Source organism: Pseudomonas sp. Sample_23 (assembly GCF_004307595.1).
Classification (GTDB): domain Bacteria; phylum Pseudomonadota; class Gammaproteobacteria; order Pseudomonadales; family Pseudomonadaceae; genus Aquipseudomonas; species Aquipseudomonas atacamensis.
In genome coordinates, this window is record NZ_RCNX01000075.1 from 23,428 (window position 1) to 41,933 (window position 18,506).

Here is an 18,506-nt window from a genome sequence, read left to right on the forward strand (position 1 = left end):
TCTGCCAGGACTCCAGATGAATCGTAATGACCTGCGTCGTGTCGACCTGAACCTGCTGATCGTGTTCGAAACATTGATGCACGAACGCAGTGTGACTCGGGCCGCGGAAAAATTGTTCCTCGGCCAACCGGCTATCAGTGCGGCCTTGTCGCGCCTGCGCAGCCTGTTTGACGATCCCTTGTTTGTCCGCACCGGCCGCAGCATGGAGCCGTCCGCCCGCGCGGTGGAAATCTTCGCCCTGCTCTCGCCCGCCCTTGATTCGATCTCGACCGCCGTCAGTCGTGCCGCCGATTTCGATCCGGCGACCAGCACGTCGGTGTTCCGCATTGGATTATCCGACGACGTCGAATTCGCCCTGCTGCCCATGCTGCTCAAGCGCCTGCGCGCCGAAGCACCAGGCATCGTCCTCGTGGTGCGGCGGGTCAACTACATCTTGATGCCTGGCCTGCTGGCCTCCGGCGAGATTTCCATCGGCGTCAGCTACACCACCGACCTGCCAGCCAACGCCAAGCGCAAGGTCCTGCGCCGCAGCGCACCGAAGCTGCTGCGCGCCGACACCGTGCCGGGGCCGTTGAGCCTCGACGACTACTGCGCCCGACCGCACGCACTGGTGTCGTTCGCTGGCGACCTCAGTGGTTTCGTCGATGAAGAACTGGAAAAACTCGGACGCAAACGGCACGTGGTGCTGGCGGTGCCACAGTTCAACGGACTCGGCACGCTGCTGGCGGGCACCGATATCGTCGCGACCGTGCCGGATTACACGGCTGAGGCACTGACGGCAGCCGGCGGTCTGCGGGCTGAAGATCCACCGCTGCCGACGCGGACCTTCGAATTGCACATGGCATGGCGTGGCTCGCAGGATAACGACCCGGGAGAGCGGTGGTTGAGGTCGCGGATTCAGATGTTTTTTGGCGATCCGGATAGCCTGTAGCCCGGACTTACTTGCCGCCAGACACATCCAGAAAAGTACCCGTGACAAAGGAGGCCTCCGCGCTGGCCAGCCACAAGATGGCCCGCGCCACCTCTTCCGGCTGACCGCCCCGCCCCATCGGGATCGTGTCCTTCACGCGATCCACCCGCCCCGGTTCGCCGCCGCTGGCGTGCATGTCGGTATAGATGTGCCCCGGGCGAATGCAGTTGACCCGAATACCCGCGCGCGCGACTTCTTTGGCAAAGCCGACGGTGAAAGTTTCCAGCGCGCCTTTCGATGCTGCGTAGTCAACGTATTCATTCGGGCTGCCCAGGCGCGCCGAGGCAGAAGAAACGTTGATCACTGCCCCACCTGTGCCGCCGTGCCGATAAGCCATGCGCTTCACCGCTTGCTGCGCGCACAGGATCGGTCCCAGAGCATTGACCGCGAAGATGCGCTGCATGCGTTCAAAGCTCAGGTCCTCCATGCGTGACTGTTTTGCCAGAACGCCAGCGTTATTGACCAGAACATCGATCCGTCCAAATGAGCGATCGAGGGCCGAGAACAGTTCAGCAACCTGCCCGGGGTCAGCACTGTCAGCACGCAGCGCGAGGCCCTTGCGCCCCAACGCTTCGATATCCGCCACCACCTCAAGAGCGGCGGACTCGTTGGCAACGTAGCTGATGGCAACGTCGTAGCCTTGCGCGGCAGCGAATCGGGCGGTGGCGGCGCCGACTCCGCGACTGCCGCCGGTGATCAGAATCAGCGGGGCCTGCGAAACGTTATCCATGCGACGTTCTCCTGAGCAGTTGGGCTGTGTCAGCCGATGATGATGGCGCCGCTGGCGATGACCACGCACGCCAGCATCCTGCGGACGGTGAGCTTTTCACCGAGGAACAAATAGCCGAGCAATGCGGCAAACAACACGCTGGTTTCGCGCAAGGCCGACACCGCGCCCAGCGGCGCTTCGTTCATGGCGTAGATAACGATTGCGTAGGCCAGCAACGAGACCAGTCCGCCGCCCACTGCGGCGAGCATTCCGGGCCGTACGGAAAACAGACTGCGAGCATCGCGCAGGCCGATATACACCAGCGGCATCAGCACGCCCCACAGGGCGCTCATCCACACCGTGTACGCGAGCGGCGCACCGGAAAGCCTGGCGCCAATGCCATCGACGACGCTGTAGGCGGCGATGAAACAACCGGTGCCCAGCGCATACGGCAGGCTCGGCACCGACAGGCTGCGCCCGCGAAAGGCCAGGGAAATGATTCCGCCGGATACCAGACCGATGCCGAGCAGCTCAGCGGGAGTAATGGTTTCGCCGGCAAACAGCGCGGCGCCAAGGGTGATCAGCGCCGGTGACGAGCCGCGGGAAATCGGATAGATCTGCCCTAGATCGCCGACCCGATAGCTGCGTACCAGGAACAGGTTGTAGCCGACATGCAGCAGTGCCGAAAGCAGCGCATACCCCCAGCTCTCAGGTGCAGGCGCGGCCATAAAAAAGGTGGCAATGAGGCAGACGATGGCGATGGCCACGCACATTATTGTCATCGACCAGAGCCGATCGGCACCGCCGCGCAGCAGCGCGTTCCAGCTGGCGTGCAGGAGCGCGGCGAACAGAACGAGGAGTACGAGATGGATTGGCATGCGGCATTCTAGGCATCTCGGGCATTGGCATTACAGCGAAGTTTCCTCATTGCAGCATGAGCAAAAGCTCATGCTTCAGCGCTGGGGGTTCTGCACCTTCAATGCTTCACTGAGCAACCAGTCACGAAAACTGAGAATGTGTGCCTGGGCTTCGATGCCTTTGGGGCAGACGAGATAGTAGGCCAAAGGCGAAGTGAACGGCACATCGAACAGCCTCACCAGACGGCCATCGGCGATTTCGTTTTCGACATGGCCGCTGCGCACCAGCGCCACACCCTGGCCGAGCAACGCAGCTTCCACCGTCATGTTGGTGTCGCCAAACCTGACGCTTTCGCGCAGCGGTAAAAACTCCAGCCCGACGGACTCAAACCACACCTCCCATTTCGGCGCCAACTCGGCGCCGTCGCGGATAAGTAACGGCATCTGCAGCAACTCCGCGGGACTGCCCGGCCTGCCGACGCGCTGCAGCAGTTCGGGGCTGGCCACGGGAAACACCTGTTCGCCGAACAGGAACTCTGAATACAGGCCGGAGTAATTGCCCTTGCCCAAGCGGATTGCGACATCGGCTTCGCCATTGGCGAAGTGGATGATCTTGTCCGTGGTGTCCAGCGACACCAACAGCTCCGGGTGCAGGCGCGACAGGTTCGGCAAGCGTGGCAGCAGCCACTTCAACGCGAACGAATAGGTGGTGCTGACGGTCAGGCGAACCCTGTCCTTTTGCTCGCGCAGATCCTCCAGCGTTGCTTCAAGGCTCATGAAAAACTCGCGCACGATCGGCGCCAGCGTCGCCCCCGCTGTTGTAAGGCGTAACGCCTTGCCGCGCTCGAACAATTGCAAGCCCCAAAGTTCTTCGAGGTGCCGGAGCTGGTGACTGACGGCGCTTTGGGTTACGTGCAGTTCTAGAGCGGCAGCCGTGAACGTCGGGTGCCGGGTGGCCACTTCGAAAGCCCGCAGGGTCGCGGTCGGGGGCAGGTCTCGCATATATGAAAGTTCCGGGGGTGGCAGAAGCTGACGGCATGAATATCAGCTCATGTTAGAGCGAAATGCGTTCGTATGCCTCTGGCCCCAAGTGGATTTGGTGACGATCGGGTTTGGGTTTAGCCGCAGACCCACAAATCGAAAGCCGAGAGCCGATGACAAACCTTATGGTAACGATTAGATTACCGCCGCCCCGCCAGTGGAGAGTCGGGCATTCAGTCTCTGCTCTCGTTGGCGACGACATCTGCACCAACGAAAACACCGGGATGTATCTGTCCCGTCTTTCGACTGACCATTTTTTAGGGAAAAAAACATGAGCCTGGTTTTCTGCCGTGGTTGCGCCAAGGAAATAAGTACTCTGGCACTGGCATGCCCCCAATGCGGCGCACCTCAAGCGCCACTGCATTCCATTGCCAGTGGCCCCATCATGGCGAGCGGCAACCCATACGTAGAGGCACTGAAGAAATATGCCGTGTTCACCGGACGCGCCACGCGCCGTGAATACTGGATGTTTTTTCTGATCAACATGGGCATCGCTATTGTCATGAGCGTTTTCGACGCCATGCTCAAGACCGGTGGCGCCTTGCAGAGCCTGTACAACCTGGCAATGCTGTTGCCGAGCCTCGCTGTTGGCGTACGGCGCATGCACGACACTGACCGCAGCGGCTGGTGGATTCTGCTGCCCATCGTCAACATCGTGTTTCTGGCGCAAGACAGCCAGCCTGGCCCCAATCGCTTCGGTGCCAACCGCAAAGGCTTCAACTGATCAATAGCCGCAATAGCGGATCGAAACGGCCTTCATGGCCGTTTCTTAATATATATGACTCCCCTCTCACAAAGGCCTTGCTCAATCATTGCTCGTCACGCAAGACAGATTTGCAAGAAAACACATTGTTAGCCCCCTAACGAAAGGTGCATGCTAGAGGGCTGCCTCGGCGCTTATATCATTCCGAATGATAGTTACCTTTGCTTCATTCGATTCGTGCCATCACACCTGCGCCGAGCATCATCCGCCCATCTTCAATACTTCGGCGGATTGCATCCATGGAACAATCACTCAAACATTTGCGCTTCCCGTTGGCCATGCTGGCCGTACTGGTGATGAGCGCCTGCGGCAAAACTCCGGAGACTGCCGGCGCCCCGCCCGCTGCCAAAGTCAGCGTGGCCAAGGTGCTGGAACAACCGGTCAACGAGTGGGACGAATTTACCGGGCGCCTCGAAGCGCCGGAAACCGTTGAAATCCGCCCACGGGTTTCGGGCCAGATCGATCAGGTCGCGTTCACCGAAGGCGCGCTGGTCAAAAAAGGCGACCTGCTGTTCCAGATCGACCCGCGTCCGTTCCAGGCCGAGGTACGCCGCCTCGAAGCTCTGGTTGCTCAAGCCCGCGCCACCGCCACTCGCAGCGAAAACGAAGCCGCTCGCGGCGAACGCCTGCGTACCAGCAACGCCATTTCCGCTGAACTGGCCGACTCGCGCACCAGCGCCGCCCAAGAAGCCCGCGCCGCCGTTGGTGCCCTGCAGGCACAACTGGACCTGGCCAAACTGAATCTGAGCTTCACCCGCGTGACCGCACCGATCAGCGGCCGCGTCAGCCGCGCCGAAATCACTGCCGGCAACCTGGTGACCGCCGACACCACCGCGCTGACCAGCGTCGTCTCCACCGACAAGGTCTACGCCTACTTCGACGCCGACGAACGCGTGTTCCTCAAATACACCCAACTGGCCCGCAACGGTCAGCGCGGCGCCACCACACCGGTGTACATGGGCCTGTCCAACGAAGACGGCAACCCGCACCTCGGCCAGATGAACTTCGTCGACAACCAGGTCAATCCGAAAACCGGCACCATCCGTGGTCGCGCAGTCTTCGACAACGCTGACGGCACCTACACCCCTGGCCTCTACGCTCGCTTGAAGCTGGTCGGCAGCGGCACCTACAACGCCATGCTGATCAATGACGAAGCCGTGGGCACTGACCTGGGCAAGAAGTTCGTGCTGGTGATGGATGGCGACAACAAGACCGCCTACCGCGCCGTCGAACTCGGTCCGAAGATTGAAGGCCTGCGCATCGTCCGCAACGGTCTGAACAAGGACGACACGATCATCGTCAAGGGTCTGCAACGGGTTCGTCCTGGCTCACCGGTCACCCCTGAAGTGATTCCGATGGCCAGCGAGCAGACCCTCGCCGCCCTCGCTCAACAACGTCAAGCGCTGGAAGCCAGCAACCTGCCCAAAGTTGCCCCTGCCAAGGGCGCATCGGGTTCGGCTGCGAAGCTGGCCGCTACGACCCCACGCGGTTAAGGGACGACAACTCCGATGAATTTTTCCCAATTCTTCATTTCCCGGCCGATCTTCGCAGCGGTGCTGTCGCTGTTGATCCTGATCGCCGGTGCGATCTCGCTGTTCCAGTTGCCGATCAGCGAATACCCGGAAGTCGTGCCGCCGACCGTGGTCGTGCGCGCCAACTTCCCGGGCGCTAACCCCAAAGTCATCGGTGAAACCGTGGCCGCTCCGCTGGAGCAAGCCATCACCGGCGTCGAGAACATGCTGTACATGTCCTCGCAATCGACCGCTGACGGCAAGATCACCCTGACCATTACCTTCGCCCTGGGCACTGACCTGGACAACGCGCAGGTGCAGGTGCAGAACCGGGTGACCCGGACCGAGCCGAAGCTTCCCGAGGAAGTGACGCGTATCGGTATCACCGTCGACAAGGCTTCGCCAGACCTGACCATGGTTGTGCACTTGACCTCACCGGACAAGCGCTACGACATGCTCTACCTGTCCAACTACGCGATCCTCAACATCAAGGATGAGCTGGCTCGCCTGGGTGGTGTCGGTGACGTGCAGTTGTTTGGTATGGGCGACTACTCGCTGCGCGTCTGGCTTGATCCGAACAAGACCGCTTCGCGCAATCTGACCGCGACCGATGTGGTGACCGCGATTCGCGAGCAGAACCGTCAGGTCGCCGCCGGTCAACTGGGCGCGCCCCCTGCCCCGACCGCGCAAAGCTTCCAGCTGTCGGTCAACACTCAAGGCCGTCTGGTTTCCGAGGAAGAGTTCGAGAACATCGTCATTCGTGCAGGCGACGACGGTGAGATCACTCGCCTGAAGGACATTGCGCGCATTGAACTGGGTTCCAGCCAATACGCCTTGCGCTCGCTGCTGAACAATCAGCCGGCGGTGGCAATCCCGATCTTCCAGCGTCCCGGTTCCAACGCCATCGACATTTCCAACGAAGTGCGCGGCAAGATGGAAGAGCTGAAGAAAGGCTTCCCGCAGGGCATGGATTACAGCATCGTGTATGACCCGACGATCTTCGTCCGTGGCTCGATCGAAGCGGTGGTTCACACCCTGTTCGAAGCGCTGATCCTTGTGGTGCTGGTGGTGATTCTGTTCCTGCAGACCTGGCGCGCCTCGATCATCCCGTTGGTGGCGGTGCCGGTATCGTTGATCGGTACGTTTGCGGTCATGCACCTGTTCGGCTTCTCGCTCAACGCCCTGTCGCTGTTCGGCCTGGTGCTGGCCATCGGTATCGTGGTGGACGACGCCATCGTCGTGGTGGAGAACGTCGAACGGAACATCGAACTCGGACTGACGCCGGTCGAAGCGACCAAGCGCGCCATGCGTGAAGTGACCGGGCCGATCGTGGCCACGGCACTGGTGCTGTGTGCCGTGTTCATTCCGGCGGCATTCATTTCCGGCCTCACCGGGCAGTTCTACAAACAGTTCGCACTGACCATCGCGATCTCGACAGTGATCTCGGCGTTCAACTCGCTGACCTTGTCGCCAGCGCTGGCTGCTGTGTTGCTGAAGAGTCACGACGCACCGAAAGACCGCTTCTCGAAAGTGCTCGACAGAATCTTCGGTGGCTGGCTGTTCCGTCCGTTCAACCGTTTCTTCGACCGTGCCAGTCATGGCTACGTCGGCACCGTGCGCCGGGTTATCCGCAGCAGCGGCATTGCCCTGCTCGTGTATGCAGGCCTGATGGTGCTGACCTTCTTCGGTTTCTCCAGCACGCCGACCGGTTTCGTACCCGGCCAGGACAAGCAATACCTGGTGGCCTTCGCGCAATTGCCGGATGCCGCGAGCCTGGATCGCACCGAAGACGTGATCAAGCGCATGTCCGACCTCGCGCTGAAACAGCCGGGCGTGGAAAGCGCCGTAGCGTTCCCGGGCCTGTCGATCAACGGCTTCACCAACAGCCCCAACGCCGGCATCGTCTTCGTGACCCTGAAACCGTTCGACGAGCGTAAAGACCCGAGCATGTCCGCCGGTGCGATTGCCGGTGCCTTGAACGGCCAGTACGCGAACATTCAGGAAGCGTACATGGCGATCTTCCCGCCACCGCCGGTACAAGGCCTGGGCACCATTGGCGGTTTCCGCCTGCAGATCGAAGACCGGGGCAACCTCGGCTACGACGAGCTGTACAAAGAAACCATGAACATCATCAACAAGAGCCACAACGTGCCGGAACTGGCCGGCCTGTTCACCAGCTACACGGTGAACGTGCCGCAGGTCGATGCCGCCATCGACCGCGAAAAAGCCAAGACCCATGGCGTGGCCGTCAGCGACATCTTCGACACCCTGCAGATCTATCTGGGTTCGCTGTATGCCAACGACTTCAACCGCTTCGGGCGCACCTATCAGGTCAACGTTCAGGCCGAACAGCAGTTCCGTCTTGAATCCGATCAGATCGGTCAGCTGAAAGTACGCAACAACAAAGGCGAGATGATCCCGCTGGCGACCTTCATCAAGGTCAGCGACACCTCGGGACCGGATCGCGTGATGCACTACAACGGTTTCATCACCGCTGAAATCAACGGTGCCGCAGCCCCGGGCTACAGCTCTGGCCAGGCAGAAAAAGCCATCGAGAAACTGCTCAAGGAAGAACTTCCGAACGGCATGACCTACGAGTGGACCGACCTGACCTACCAGCAGATTCTGTCCGGCAACACCGCGCTGTTCGTGTTCCCGCTCTGCGTGCTGCTGGCGTTCCTGGTGCTCGCCGCACAATACGAAAGCTGGAGCCTGCCACTGGCGGTGATCCTGATCGTACCGATGACCCTGCTGTCGGCCATTACCGGTGTGATCATCTCCGGCGGTGACAACAACATCTTCACCCAGATCGGCTTGATCGTACTGGTGGGACTTGCCTGTAAAAACGCGATTCTCATCGTCGAGTTCGCCAAGGATAAACAGGAAGAAGGCCTCGATCCGCTCGCAGCGGTGCTGGAAGCCTGCCGCCTGCGTCTGCGGCCGATCCTGATGACCTCCTTCGCGTTCATCATGGGTGTGGTGCCACTGGTGTTCTCCAGCGGTGCCGGTGCCGAGATGCGTCACGCCATGGGTGTGGCGGTGTTCTCCGGGATGCTCGGGGTGACCTTCTTCGGTCTGCTGCTGACGCCAGTGTTCTACGTATTGATCCGTAACTTTGTCGAACGCGGCGAGCAGCGCAAAGCAGCCAAGGCGCACACTCTTCAAAAGCCACTGGAGGCGCAACAATGAGTCTGAAAGTCTTCCTGCCGAGTCTGCTGGTGCTGGCCCTCAGCGCCTGCGCCGTCGGCCCCGACTACAAGACCCCAGCCACGGAGGCGGCCAATATCACCACCGCCACCGACGGCGCCGCCGGACAAAAGAACTTCGACCGCTCGAAATTCGAAGGCATCTGGTGGCAGCAATTCGATGATCCGACCCTGAACCAGTTGGTGAGCCAGTCGCTGCAAGGCAACCGTGAACTGCGCGTGGCGTTCGCCCGCTGGAAAGCCGCCCGGGCAATCCGCGACGACGCCAGCAATGACGCGATGCCGACCATCACCAGCCGCGCCAGCAGTGACCTGGGCAAGGGCCAGATTCCCGGCCAGACCACCGACCGGGTCAATAGCGAGCGCTATGACCTCGGTCTGGACATGGCCTGGGAGCTCGACCTGTTCGGCCGCATCCAGCGCAATCTGGAAGCCAGTGATGCCGACCAGCAAGCCGCCGAAGCCGATCTGTATCAGCTGCAAGTCACCATGATTGCCGAACTGGTCGACGCCTACGGTCAACTGCGCGGCGCCCAGCTGCGGGAAAAAATCGCCGTGGCCAACCTGAACAACCAGCAGGAGTCGCGCAAGATCACCATCAGCCTGCGTGACGCCGGCGTCGGTGATCAGCTTGATGTCGAGCGCGCCGATGCGCGTCTGGCCAACGTCGAAGCCACCGTGCCGCAGTTGCAGGCGGAACAGGTTCGGCAGAAAAACCGTATAGCTACCCTGCTCGGCGAACGCCCGGACAAACTGACCGTCGACCTGAGCCCGAAAGACCTGCCGGCCATCGCCAAAGCGCTGCCGATCGGTGATCCGGGTGAACTGCTGCAACGTCGTCCGGACATCCTCAGCGCCGAACGGCAACTGGCTTCGGCCACTGCGCGCATCGGCGTTGCCAAAGCCGACCTGTTCCCACGGGTCAGCCTCAGCGGCTTCCTTGGCTGGACCGCCGGACGTGGTTCGCAGATCGGTTCCTCGGCAGCGAATGCCTGGGCACTCGGCCCGAGCATCACCTGGGCTGCGTTTGACCTCGGCAGCGTCCGTGCCCGTTTGCGCGGCGCCGATGCTGACGCCGAAGGCGCGCTGGCCAACTACGAGCAACAAGTACTGCTGGCGCTGGAAGAATCGGAAAACGCCTTCAGCGATTACGGCAAGCGTCAGCAACGCCTGATCTCACTGATCCGTCAGAGCGAATCGAGTCGCAAGGCTGCTGACCTGGCAGAAATCCGTTATCGCGAAGGCACCACCGATTTCCTCGTCCTGCTCGACGCCCAGCGTGAGCGCCTGAACGCCGAAGACACTCAGGCCCAGGCCGAAGTTGAGCTGTATCGCGGCATCGTCGCGATCTACAAGGCCCTCGGCGGTGGCTGGCAACCGGAGACAGTCGCCAGCAAGTAAAGGTTGTTAAAGAGCTCCTTTGGTTGGCCGCAACCAACCAAATTTTTTGCCCCGCGTATCATTCGGTCGCGGGGTTTTTTTATGCCTTTGTGCAGCACAAGGTTTCTTGTTGATCGTTCCCACGCTCCGCGTGGGAATGCCTCAAGGGACGCTCCGCGTCCAGTGACGCGGAGCGTCACGGGCTGCATTCCCACGCGGAGCGTGGGAACGATCAACACAGCTCCTACCGGGGATCAGGGTTCCAGGACGGTGACGGTGGCGGTTGTACCGGCGCGCAGGCGATGCTTGCCGGCAAAGTCACCATCAATGCCAATGCGCACCGGCACCCGTTGCGCCAGTTTCACCCAGGTGTAACTCGGGTTGATGTTCGCCAGCAGACGACTGCCCGGCGCGTTTTCGCGGTCGGCGATGGCGAAGGCGATGCTTTCTACCGTACCGCCGAAACGCTCACCGCTCATCAATTGAATGCGTACCCGATCACCCTCCTCGATTCGCGGCAACTTGGTTTCCTCGAAGTAACCACTGACATAGAACGAATCGCTGTCGACCAGCGCCAGCAGTGCGCCGCCGGCTTGTGCATAGTCACCCTGGCGGGTCAGCAGGTTGGTCACGTAACCGCTCACTGGCGATTCAACGCGGGTGCGCTGCAAGTCCAGTTCGGCTTGGGTCAGCGCGGCAATTGCCAGTTGCACATTGGCTTCGGCCAGCCCGAGGTTGGCCTGATTGCGCAACAGATCCGCCTGGGCAACCGCCACGTCGGTACTGGCCTTCTCCCATTCTTCACCGGAAATCGCGAAGCCCTGCTTCAGCGTGCGGCGGCGGCGCTCCTCGCTCTGACGTTGTTTGAGCAACGCCTCACTGGCGACGATTGCCGCTTGCGATTGCCCCAGCGACGCCTTGGACACTTCCACCGAACGCCGGGCATGCTCGACCGCCAGTTGATAACGCGCCGGATCGATCTCCAGCAACAATTGGCCCTTGTCGACATGCTGGTTGTCCTGCACTGCCAGTTTGACGATTCGCCCCGAAACATCCGCCGACAGCGTCACCACATCCGCCCTCACCCGAGCATCCCGTGTCCACGGCGCGCGAGTGTAATACTCCCAGGCGAACCAGCCGAGGACGATCGCCAGGATCACCACTGCCACGGTCATCATTCGTGCAACTAGTGCTTTCAAGACATCAGGCTCCCATCAACAGAATCAGCGTGGCGCAGACACAGGCATACAGTGCGCCTTCGAACAGTGCTTCATGCCACACCAGGCGCAGCACGCCGAGGCGCCGCAGACACCAGTCCAGCAACATGAAAATCGGAATCGCCAGTAACAGTGCCTGGGCAATCGGCGGCAGATAAACCCCGCCAATTTCGAAATCAATGGGCAAGTTGCGGTTCTCCTTCCAGGCCTTGAGGTTGCAAATAATCGCCGTGCCGCTCAAGGAACGACACCACAATCAGCAGCGCCACACGCATGCGAAACACCGACCATAGATGTTCATGACTGGTGGCGTGCAGCTCGTCCAGCTCGTCTCCGAGCTGGTGCAACGTGGCCAGCAGCGCCGCAAGCTGGACATCGTCGCGACCGGCAACCAAACGACCAGTCTTGCGCAACGCCGACGCCAGGCGTTGGCCGAACGCATCGGTAAGTAGCGCGTTGTTCTGCGCCTGCTGTCGCAGCTGATGCATGGCCACGCCCAAGGCCACGCATGCCAGGCTGATTTCATACAAGCGCTGCATGGCACGATCGTTCGCCGCTGGCAGCAGGCCGAGCATGCTGGTCAGGCGATCCGTCATCCGACTCTCGAAAGCGAATTGTTGTTCATCGGTCGCCGGCATTTTGCTCAGTTGGTACACCTGCTCCCGCGCTTCGCCATACAGGCGGCGGATGCGCAAGCCCGGGCGGAACGGGAAGATCAGCGCATAAACGATCAGGGCCAGCATCGCTGCGCTGACGTAGGCGCCGGCAAATTCGAACCATTGGATCGCCGTGTTCTGCCCAGTGCCGGTATTTTGCGGTCCGAGCATGAGAAAACTGGACAGGCCAAGACCCATGCCGATACCGGCGGTGGCCGGACTGGAAATGCCCACAGCAATGGCATACAGCAGCGGCGCCAGCAGCAAGGCCAGCAGCTCGAAATCACTGATCGCCGGCACCAGCATGAATTGATAGAACGCCGACACCACCAGTGCCAGGCCCAAGCCTCGCGCATAGCTTTGCGCAGCCATCAGCGGACGCGGAAAAGTCGCCATCAGCGAGCAGAGAATCCCCACCAGAATCATTCCGCCGCGCGCGCCATCCCAGGCCGTTTCGATCCAGATCAACCCGCTGACCAACAGCGCGGTAAAGGCGCGGATCGCATTCATCGAGGCCAGGGTGAAATCCAGATGCAACGGACTGCTCTGGCCGCGATACAGACAACTGGCCGGGCGCCCTTCCTGAATCGCGTCGCTCAGTTCGAGGATCTGCTCAAGTTGCTGCAACAGGCGCGCCTGCTCCCAACGCAGCGCCCAAGCCAATGAACGCAGGGTCGCGCTCATGTTCTCGGTCTGCTGCTCGGCCTTGTACGCCAATGCTTCGAACTGTTGCTGCAAGGTGACGAAACGCTGCCGATCGGCGCCAGACAGCGCGCGGCCCTGTTGCGCCAGCTGCTCAAGCAACGCCAGTTCCTCGGCACGCAACTGCTGGACCTCCAGCGGCAGATCGCCCTCCCAGCGTTCGATGAGCAATTCACGCTGATGACGCAGCGCGGTCAGTCGCGAGGTCAGCAGCATCAGTTGGTTGCCGAGCAGCAATACCAGGTTGTCGGCACTGCGCAAACGTGGGGCATCGAAATACAAATGACGTCGCAAACCTTCCAGTGCGCTGATCTCACCGAGCAGTTGCATCTGCCGACGCTGGAAATCGGCTTCGCTTTCTTCCGTGCGAAGCACTTCGGCGGCGTGGCTGGCGGCCAGTTTGATGACCTGATCGATTTTGGCGAAATAGCCCTTGGCGACGGCTTCAGGCCGGGCCGTCAGCAAACTGACCACACAGACACAGGCAACCGCCAACAGGGTTTCGGTGACGCGGGTGACCGCCAGCAGAAAGGTGCCGTCCTGATCCGGAATCGCCAGCAAGGCCACCACGACTGCGGTGTAACCACTGAGCACGAACGCTTGGGAACTGGTGTAGCGCAACAAGGTGCCGCCCGCCGTGCACAGCGCCAGCCACAACGCCAATGTCGTGATGAACGGCAGCGGCGCCTGAGGGAAAATCGCCATGATCAGCACCGCCACCGCCGCACCCACGGTGGTGCCGATCACCTGGCCGAAACTGCGCGCCAGTGCCATCCCTGCCAGTGGCTGGCTGACGATCACCACGGCCATGATTGACCACTTCGGCTGTTCGAGATCGAAGATGAACGCCAGATAAAGGGTCAACAGCCCGGCGGCGATGGTCCGCAGGGCAAACAGCAGAACAGCCTGACCGGGATGGATCAAAGCCTTGAAATAGGTGTACAGCGCAGACATGGGCACTCTCTTTAAAACGACTTCTGCAAGCGTAGACATTGCAGCAAAAGCCTGACGGATTTCACAGTCGACACGTGTTGTAGGACGATTCGCTGGCAACGGTTTGACTCACGCGCCAAGCTGAACGAAGCTTGCCGCTCTGCTCAAGTTCGAAGCTTTCGGAAACCCGCATGACTCAGTCCCGCCGCAACCTGCTGATCGGCTTAGGCCTCGTACTGATCCTCGGCGTCGTCTGGCTGTCCTGGCGCAGCAGCACTCCGACCATCCCCGATGCTATCAAACATGGCTACAGCGAAGCGCTGAACGCCGCGCGCACCGGTGAACCCGGAGCGGCGCGCCAGTTGTACCAGCAATTGGGCCGCCCGGACATCTCGGTCAAGCGCCGGGTCTGGCTGCATGGCGAACTGCCCAATTACCCCAGTCCGCAGGCGTTGAAGCTGGCGGACATCGACTTGCATCACGAAGCGCCGCAAGTGCGCGTCGCAGCGATCAAAAGCATCGTCGGTCTGGTGCCCGGCGGGCAGCGCAGTCTGCTGCTAGGACCGTTGCTCGATGATGAAGAACAAGCTGTCCGTTTCGCCGCGATCAATGCCCTGCTCGGCCTGGCCCCGGACGAGCTCGGCCTGTATTTCGCACCGCTACAGCAGGCCATCGACGGCTGGCAACAGACCCTGGAAAGGCAGCCGGAAAGCGCCGCCAACTATGCGCAACTGGCCCGTCTCTATATTCACAACGCCGAATACAAACAGGCCCAACAGGCTTTGGACAATACCTTGCGCCTGGAACCGGGCAACCTGCCGGCGCTGGTCATGCAGATCGATGTGCTCGACCGCCAGGGCCAGAGCGATGCCGCTCGCCAGTTGCTCGCCCGCCAACTCAAGGCGCAGCCCGATTCGGCCTATCTGCAACATGCCCTCGGCCTGTGGCTGCTGCACCACGGCCAGCGCGAATATGCCCTGCTCGGCCTGTCCAAAGCGGTCGAGCTGGAACCGGACAACAAGGATTATCGCTACGACCTCGCCACCACTCTGCACAGCGCGGAAGAACTGGAAGCGGCGCAGAAACAATTGCAGGAAATCGTTCAGCGCCACCCCGCCGACCGCAAGGCGCGGGTGTTGTTGATCAACTATTGGAAGGAAAGCGGCCAATTGCAGAATGTGCAAATTCTGCTGGCGCAACTGGAGCAGCTGAATCCGGACGACCCGGCCCTGCAACAGGGTCTTTAATCAAGGTAGAGCGGGTGCAATCAACCACCTGTCGAAAGAAAAAGCGGAACCGTGAACATGCCCTGAGGTCAAGTTATTCAGGCGGCTCACTTAAGCCAGCCGCCGAATTACCCTAGTCATAAGAGGGCGTTTTTTGACTACATCAAACGAGTTGATCAGTGCAAAGGCCGCCGTCGGCATCGTAGGTCTGGATGACATCCTTGCCGGTGGCCTGTCCCGCGGCCATGTGTTTTTGCTCGAGGGGGAACCCGGAACCGGCAAAACCACCGTGGCTTTGCATTTCCTCCGCGCCGGTGCGCTGGCCGGGGAACGTTGCTTGTACATCACTCTCTCGGAAACCGAGAAAGAACTGCGTCAAGGTGCGCTCTCCCACGGCTGGGAGCTGAACGAAAACATCAAGATCTTCGAGCTGACACCGCCGGAAAGCCTGCTCAATGCCGAACATCAGCAAAGCCTGCTGTATTCCTCGGACCTTGAACTGGGCGAGGCGACCAGGCAGATTTTCGAAGTGGTCGAACGCTTCAAACCGACCCGTGTAGTGCTCGACAGCCTTTCGGAGATCCGTCTGCTGGCGCAGAGCTCGTTGCGCTATCGTCGCCAGATTCTGGCGATCAAGCATTACTTCGTGCGCTACGACGCCACCGTCCTGCTGCTCGATGACCTGACTACAGAATCCCTCGACAAGACCGTGCACAGTGTCGCCCACGGCGTGATCCGCCTTGAAGAGCTGACGCCTAGCTACGGCGCCGAGCGTCGTCGGGTACGAGTGGTCAAATATCGCGGGCAGAAATACCGTGGCGGTTTCCACGATTTCACCATCATGGGCGACGGCGTCCATGTTTTCCCACGCCTGGTAGCGGCGGAACATCGCGGCGACTACCCACGTCTGCAGCTGTCCAGCGGCATCCCGCAAATGGACGCCCTGCTCGGCGGCGGCATCGAAACCGGCTCCAGCACGCTGATTCTCGGCCCGGCCGGTACCGGCAAATCAATGATTTCGATGATCTTCGCCGCCGCAGCGGTGGCCCGAGGCGAAAAAGCCGCGCTGTTCATTTTCGATGAAGAACTGGGCCTGCTGTTCGAACGCATGCGTCATCTCGGCATCGACCTCAAAGCCTTGCAGGCCACCGGTAATCTGCTGATCGAACAAGTAGACGCCGCCGAATTGTCTCCCGGTGAGTTGTCCCATCGCGTGCGCCGTTGCGTCGATGAGCTGGGTATCAAAACCGTGGTAATCGACAGCATCAACGGCTATCAGGCAGCGATGCCGGAAGAAAACGCGCTGGTGCTGCACATGCACGAGCTGCTGCTGTACCTTAACCGCAAAGGCGCGGCGACTTTCATGACGGTCGCCCAGCACGGTCTGGTGGGCGATATGCAGGCGCCGGTTGATATCACTTACCTGGCCGACACGGTGATTCTGTTGCGCTACTTCGAAGCCCTCGGCAAAGTCCGCCGGGCGATCTCGATTATCAAAAAACGTACCGGCAACCACGAGTCGACCATCCGTGAATACCGGATTTCCTCGCGCGGCATGACCATCGGCCAACCGCTGGAATCCTTCCAGGGCGTGCTGCGTGGCGTGCCGACCTACATGGGAGCGAGCAATCCATTGCTTGAGGATGAAAGCTTGTGACGGTCAACACGCCGTTGGCCGAGCGGGTGCTGGTGCTGGCGCCCATGGGTCGCGACAGCCAGATCGCGTTGATGATTCTCAACGAAGCCGGTTACGGCGGCATGGTGGCGCCGAATCTCGGCGCTCTGTGCACCGAACTGGAGGTCGGCGCCGGGTTGCTGCTGATTGCTGCTGAAGCGCTGCGCGGACCGGAACTGGAAGGGCTTATCGCCTACCTTGACCAGCAACCCGCGTGGTCGGACATGCCCATCGTGCTGCTGACTCATCATGGCGGCGATGAACAAGGTCCGCCGTCGCGTCTCAGCACCCTGCTCGGCAACGTGACTTTTCTCGAGCGCCCCTTCCATCCCGCGACGCTGGTCAGTCTGGTCTCCGCCGCCCTGCGCGGGCGGCGACGACAATATGAAGCGCGCGATCGGCTGATCGACCTGAGTGAAAGCGAACGCCGCCTGCAATCAACTCTGGAAACCCTCGAGCAACAGGTTGAAGAGCGCACCGCACAACTTCGCCACAACGAAGAAGCGCTGCGCCAATCGCAGAAAATGGAAGCGGTCGGCCAACTCACTGGCGGCATCGCTCACGACTTCAACAACATGCTTACCGGCATCATTGGTAGCCTGGAGCTGCTGCGCCGACGTCTGGCCCGGGGCCGCACCGAAGACCTCGACAGTCTGATCGACCTTGGCGTGACTTCCGCCAACCGCGCCGCTGGCCTCACCCACCGCTTGTTGGCGTTCTCCCGCCGGCAATCCCTCGACCCGAAAGCCGTGCAGATGAACACGCTGGTGCTGTCGATGGGCGAGCTGCTGCAACGCAGCCTCAATGAAAGCATTCATCTGGAAATGCGCCTGGACGACAACCTCTGGGTTGCCGAGGCCGATCCCAATCAACTCGAGAGCGCCCTGCTCAACCTGGTCATCAATGCCCGTGATGCGATGCCCGAGGGTGGCAAACTGGTGGTGGAAACCAGCAATCAGGTCCTGCATAGCGACTTCACCGCCGCTTACAGCAATCTGGAGCCGGGCGATTACGTGATGCTCAGCGTCACTGACAACGGTAGCGGCATGCCGCAGAGTGTGGTCAGCCGCGCGTTCGATCCGTTCTTTACGACCAAGCCGATCGGCCAGGGCACCGGCCTCGGACTGTCGATGATCTATGGCTTCAGCAAGCAGTCGCGCGGGCATGTGTCGATCGACAGTGAAGTCGACCAAGGCACCACGGTAAAACTCTACCTGCCGCGTTTCCGTGGTGAAGAAGTGGAAATTCCCGTCTCGGATTCGCAGCAGGCTCCGTATGCGATGGATGGCGAAACCGTACTCATCGTCGAAGACGATCCGGCTGTGCGCGTGTTGGTCAGCGCCGTGCTCAGTGAGTTGGGTTATGCGTTCGTGGAGGCCGGTGATGCCGACGGCGCCATGCCGATTCTAAATTCGACGCAGCGTATTGATTTGCTCATCAGCGACGTTGGCCTGCCGGGGATGAACGGTCGTCAACTGGCGGAGGTTGGTCGGCAATACCGGCCAGGTCTGAAAGTGTTGTTCATCACCGGTTATGCCGAGCACGCGGCGGTGCGCGGTGGCTTCCTCGACTCGGGAATGCAGATGATCACCAAGCCCTTCACCTTTGATCTGCTCACCGCCAAGGTGCGCGAGATGATCAATAGCTGATTCTCATGCAG

General features: G+C 60.8%; 14 protein-coding genes. 8 read left to right on the forward strand and 6 right to left on the reverse strand.

The window, feature by feature from the left end; genetic code table 11:
* The first annotated feature begins 16 nt into the window (after positions 1-16).
* Positions 17-931 (forward strand): LysR family transcriptional regulator, encoded by a 915-nt coding sequence (locus D8U82_RS19435; protein WP_016774850.1) that lies wholly within the window; start codon positions 17-19, stop codon positions 929-931.
* 7 nt (positions 932-938) lie between these two features.
* On the opposite strand, the gene D8U82_RS19440 is transcribed toward D8U82_RS19435, so the two are convergent.
* The 3 genes from D8U82_RS19440 to gcvA form a co-directional block, all read right to left on the reverse strand.
* Positions 939-1,700 carry an SDR family oxidoreductase gene (locus D8U82_RS19440; RefSeq protein WP_130902772.1) on the reverse strand — a complete coding sequence of 254 codons (762 nt, stop codon included), beginning with the start codon at positions 1,698-1,700 and terminating at the stop codon, positions 939-941.
* A 29-nt stretch (positions 1,701-1,729) separates the two neighbouring features.
* Positions 1,730-2,557: a DMT family transporter gene (locus D8U82_RS19445; RefSeq protein WP_016774851.1), complete on the reverse strand. Its 828-nt coding sequence runs from the start codon at positions 2,555-2,557 to the stop codon at positions 1,730-1,732.
* A gap of 75 nt (positions 2,558-2,632) precedes the next feature.
* A complete protein-coding gene (gcvA, locus tag D8U82_RS19450; protein WP_130902773.1) occupies positions 2,633-3,538 on the reverse strand; it encodes a transcriptional regulator GcvA in 906 nt (301 codons plus the stop codon).
* Positions 3,539-3,848: 310 nt separating this feature from the next.
* Between gcvA and D8U82_RS19455 the strand changes: the two genes are divergently transcribed.
* The 4 genes from D8U82_RS19455 to D8U82_RS19470 all read left to right on the forward strand — a co-directional run bounded on the left by D8U82_RS19455 (position 3,849) and on the right by D8U82_RS19470 (position 10,458).
* Positions 3,849-4,301 carry a DUF805 domain-containing protein gene (locus D8U82_RS19455; protein ID WP_110600443.1) on the forward strand — a complete coding sequence of 151 codons (453 nt, stop codon included), beginning with the start codon at positions 3,849-3,851 and terminating at the stop codon, positions 4,299-4,301.
* 278 nt (positions 4,302-4,579) lie between these two features.
* Positions 4,580-5,833 (forward strand): multidrug efflux RND transporter periplasmic adaptor subunit MexE, encoded by a 1,254-nt coding sequence (mexE, locus tag D8U82_RS19460; protein WP_039761553.1) that lies wholly within the window; start codon positions 4,580-4,582, stop codon positions 5,831-5,833.
* Positions 5,834-5,848: 15 nt separating this feature from the next.
* A complete protein-coding gene (locus tag D8U82_RS19465) occupies positions 5,849-9,040 on the forward strand; it encodes an efflux RND transporter permease subunit (protein ID WP_024013078.1) in 3,192 nt (1,063 codons plus the stop codon).
* Complete coding sequence (locus D8U82_RS19470) at positions 9,037-10,458, forward strand: TolC family protein (protein ID WP_016774854.1); 1,422 nt, start codon at positions 9,037-9,039, stop codon at positions 10,456-10,458. Before D8U82_RS19465 ends, D8U82_RS19470 begins: the two co-directional genes overlap by 4 nt.
* Before the next feature lie 233 nt (positions 10,459-10,691).
* Here the strand turns inward: D8U82_RS19470 and D8U82_RS19475 are convergent, their stop codons facing one another.
* Genes D8U82_RS19475 through D8U82_RS19485 form a run of 3 tightly spaced genes read right to left on the reverse strand, consistent with a single transcriptional unit; the run spans position 10,692 to position 13,966 of the window.
* Complete coding sequence (locus D8U82_RS19475) at positions 10,692-11,636, reverse strand: HlyD family secretion protein (protein ID WP_071172553.1); 945 nt, start codon at positions 11,634-11,636, stop codon at positions 10,692-10,694.
* A 4-nt stretch (positions 11,637-11,640) separates the two neighbouring features.
* The gene (locus tag D8U82_RS19480; protein ID WP_016774855.1) at positions 11,641-11,841 is read right to left on the reverse strand and encodes a DUF1656 domain-containing protein; all 201 of its coding nucleotides are present in this window, start codon (positions 11,839-11,841) and stop codon (positions 11,641-11,643) included.
* The gene (locus D8U82_RS19485; protein WP_130902774.1) at positions 11,831-13,966 is read right to left on the reverse strand and encodes an FUSC family protein; all 2,136 of its coding nucleotides are present in this window, start codon (positions 13,964-13,966) and stop codon (positions 11,831-11,833) included. The genes D8U82_RS19480 and D8U82_RS19485 overlap by 11 nt, the downstream gene beginning before the upstream one ends.
* 170 nt (positions 13,967-14,136) lie before the next feature.
* Between D8U82_RS19485 and D8U82_RS19490 the strand changes: the two genes are divergently transcribed.
* The 3 genes from D8U82_RS19490 (at position 14,137) to D8U82_RS19500 (ending at position 18,495) form a co-directional block, all read left to right on the forward strand.
* On the forward strand, positions 14,137-15,192 hold the full coding sequence (locus D8U82_RS19490) for a tetratricopeptide repeat protein (protein ID WP_130889124.1): 1,056 nt from the start codon (positions 14,137-14,139) through the stop codon (positions 15,190-15,192).
* A 133-nt stretch (positions 15,193-15,325) separates the two neighbouring features.
* Positions 15,326-16,828 carry an ATPase domain-containing protein gene (locus D8U82_RS19495; RefSeq protein ID WP_024013082.1) on the forward strand — a complete coding sequence of 501 codons (1,503 nt, stop codon included), beginning with the start codon at positions 15,326-15,328 and terminating at the stop codon, positions 16,826-16,828.
* Positions 16,825-18,495, forward strand: coding sequence for an ATP-binding protein (locus D8U82_RS19500; RefSeq protein ID WP_016774859.1), 1,671 nt, complete (start codon positions 16,825-16,827; stop codon positions 18,493-18,495). Before D8U82_RS19495 ends, D8U82_RS19500 begins: the two co-directional genes overlap by 4 nt.
* Positions 18,496-18,506: the final 11 nt, after the last annotated feature.

Coding starts and splice junctions, on each gene's coding strand:
- mexE (WP_039761553.1), top strand. CDS start 4,580: ATGGAACAATCACTCAAACATTTGCGCTTCCCGTTGGCCATGCTGGCC.
- D8U82_RS19445 (WP_016774851.1), bottom strand. CDS start 2,557: ATGCCAATCCATCTCGTACTCCTCGTTCTGTTCGCCGCGCTCCTGCAC.
- D8U82_RS19435 (WP_016774850.1), top strand. CDS start 17: ATGAATCGTAATGACCTGCGTCGTGTCGACCTGAACCTGCTGATCGTG.
- gcvA (WP_130902773.1), bottom strand. CDS start 3,538: ATGCGAGACCTGCCCCCGACCGCGACCCTGCGGGCTTTCGAAGTGGCC.
- D8U82_RS19465 (WP_024013078.1), top strand. CDS start 5,849: ATGAATTTTTCCCAATTCTTCATTTCCCGGCCGATCTTCGCAGCGGTG.
- D8U82_RS19490 (WP_130889124.1), top strand. CDS start 14,137: ATGACTCAGTCCCGCCGCAACCTGCTGATCGGCTTAGGCCTCGTACTG.
- D8U82_RS19485 (WP_130902774.1), bottom strand. CDS start 13,966: ATGTCTGCGCTGTACACCTATTTCAAGGCTTTGATCCATCCCGGTCAG.
- D8U82_RS19470 (WP_016774854.1), top strand. CDS start 9,037: ATGAGTCTGAAAGTCTTCCTGCCGAGTCTGCTGGTGCTGGCCCTCAGC.
- D8U82_RS19440 (WP_130902772.1), bottom strand. CDS start 1,700: ATGGATAACGTTTCGCAGGCCCCGCTGATTCTGATCACCGGCGGCAGT.
- D8U82_RS19455 (WP_110600443.1), top strand. CDS start 3,849: ATGAGCCTGGTTTTCTGCCGTGGTTGCGCCAAGGAAATAAGTACTCTG.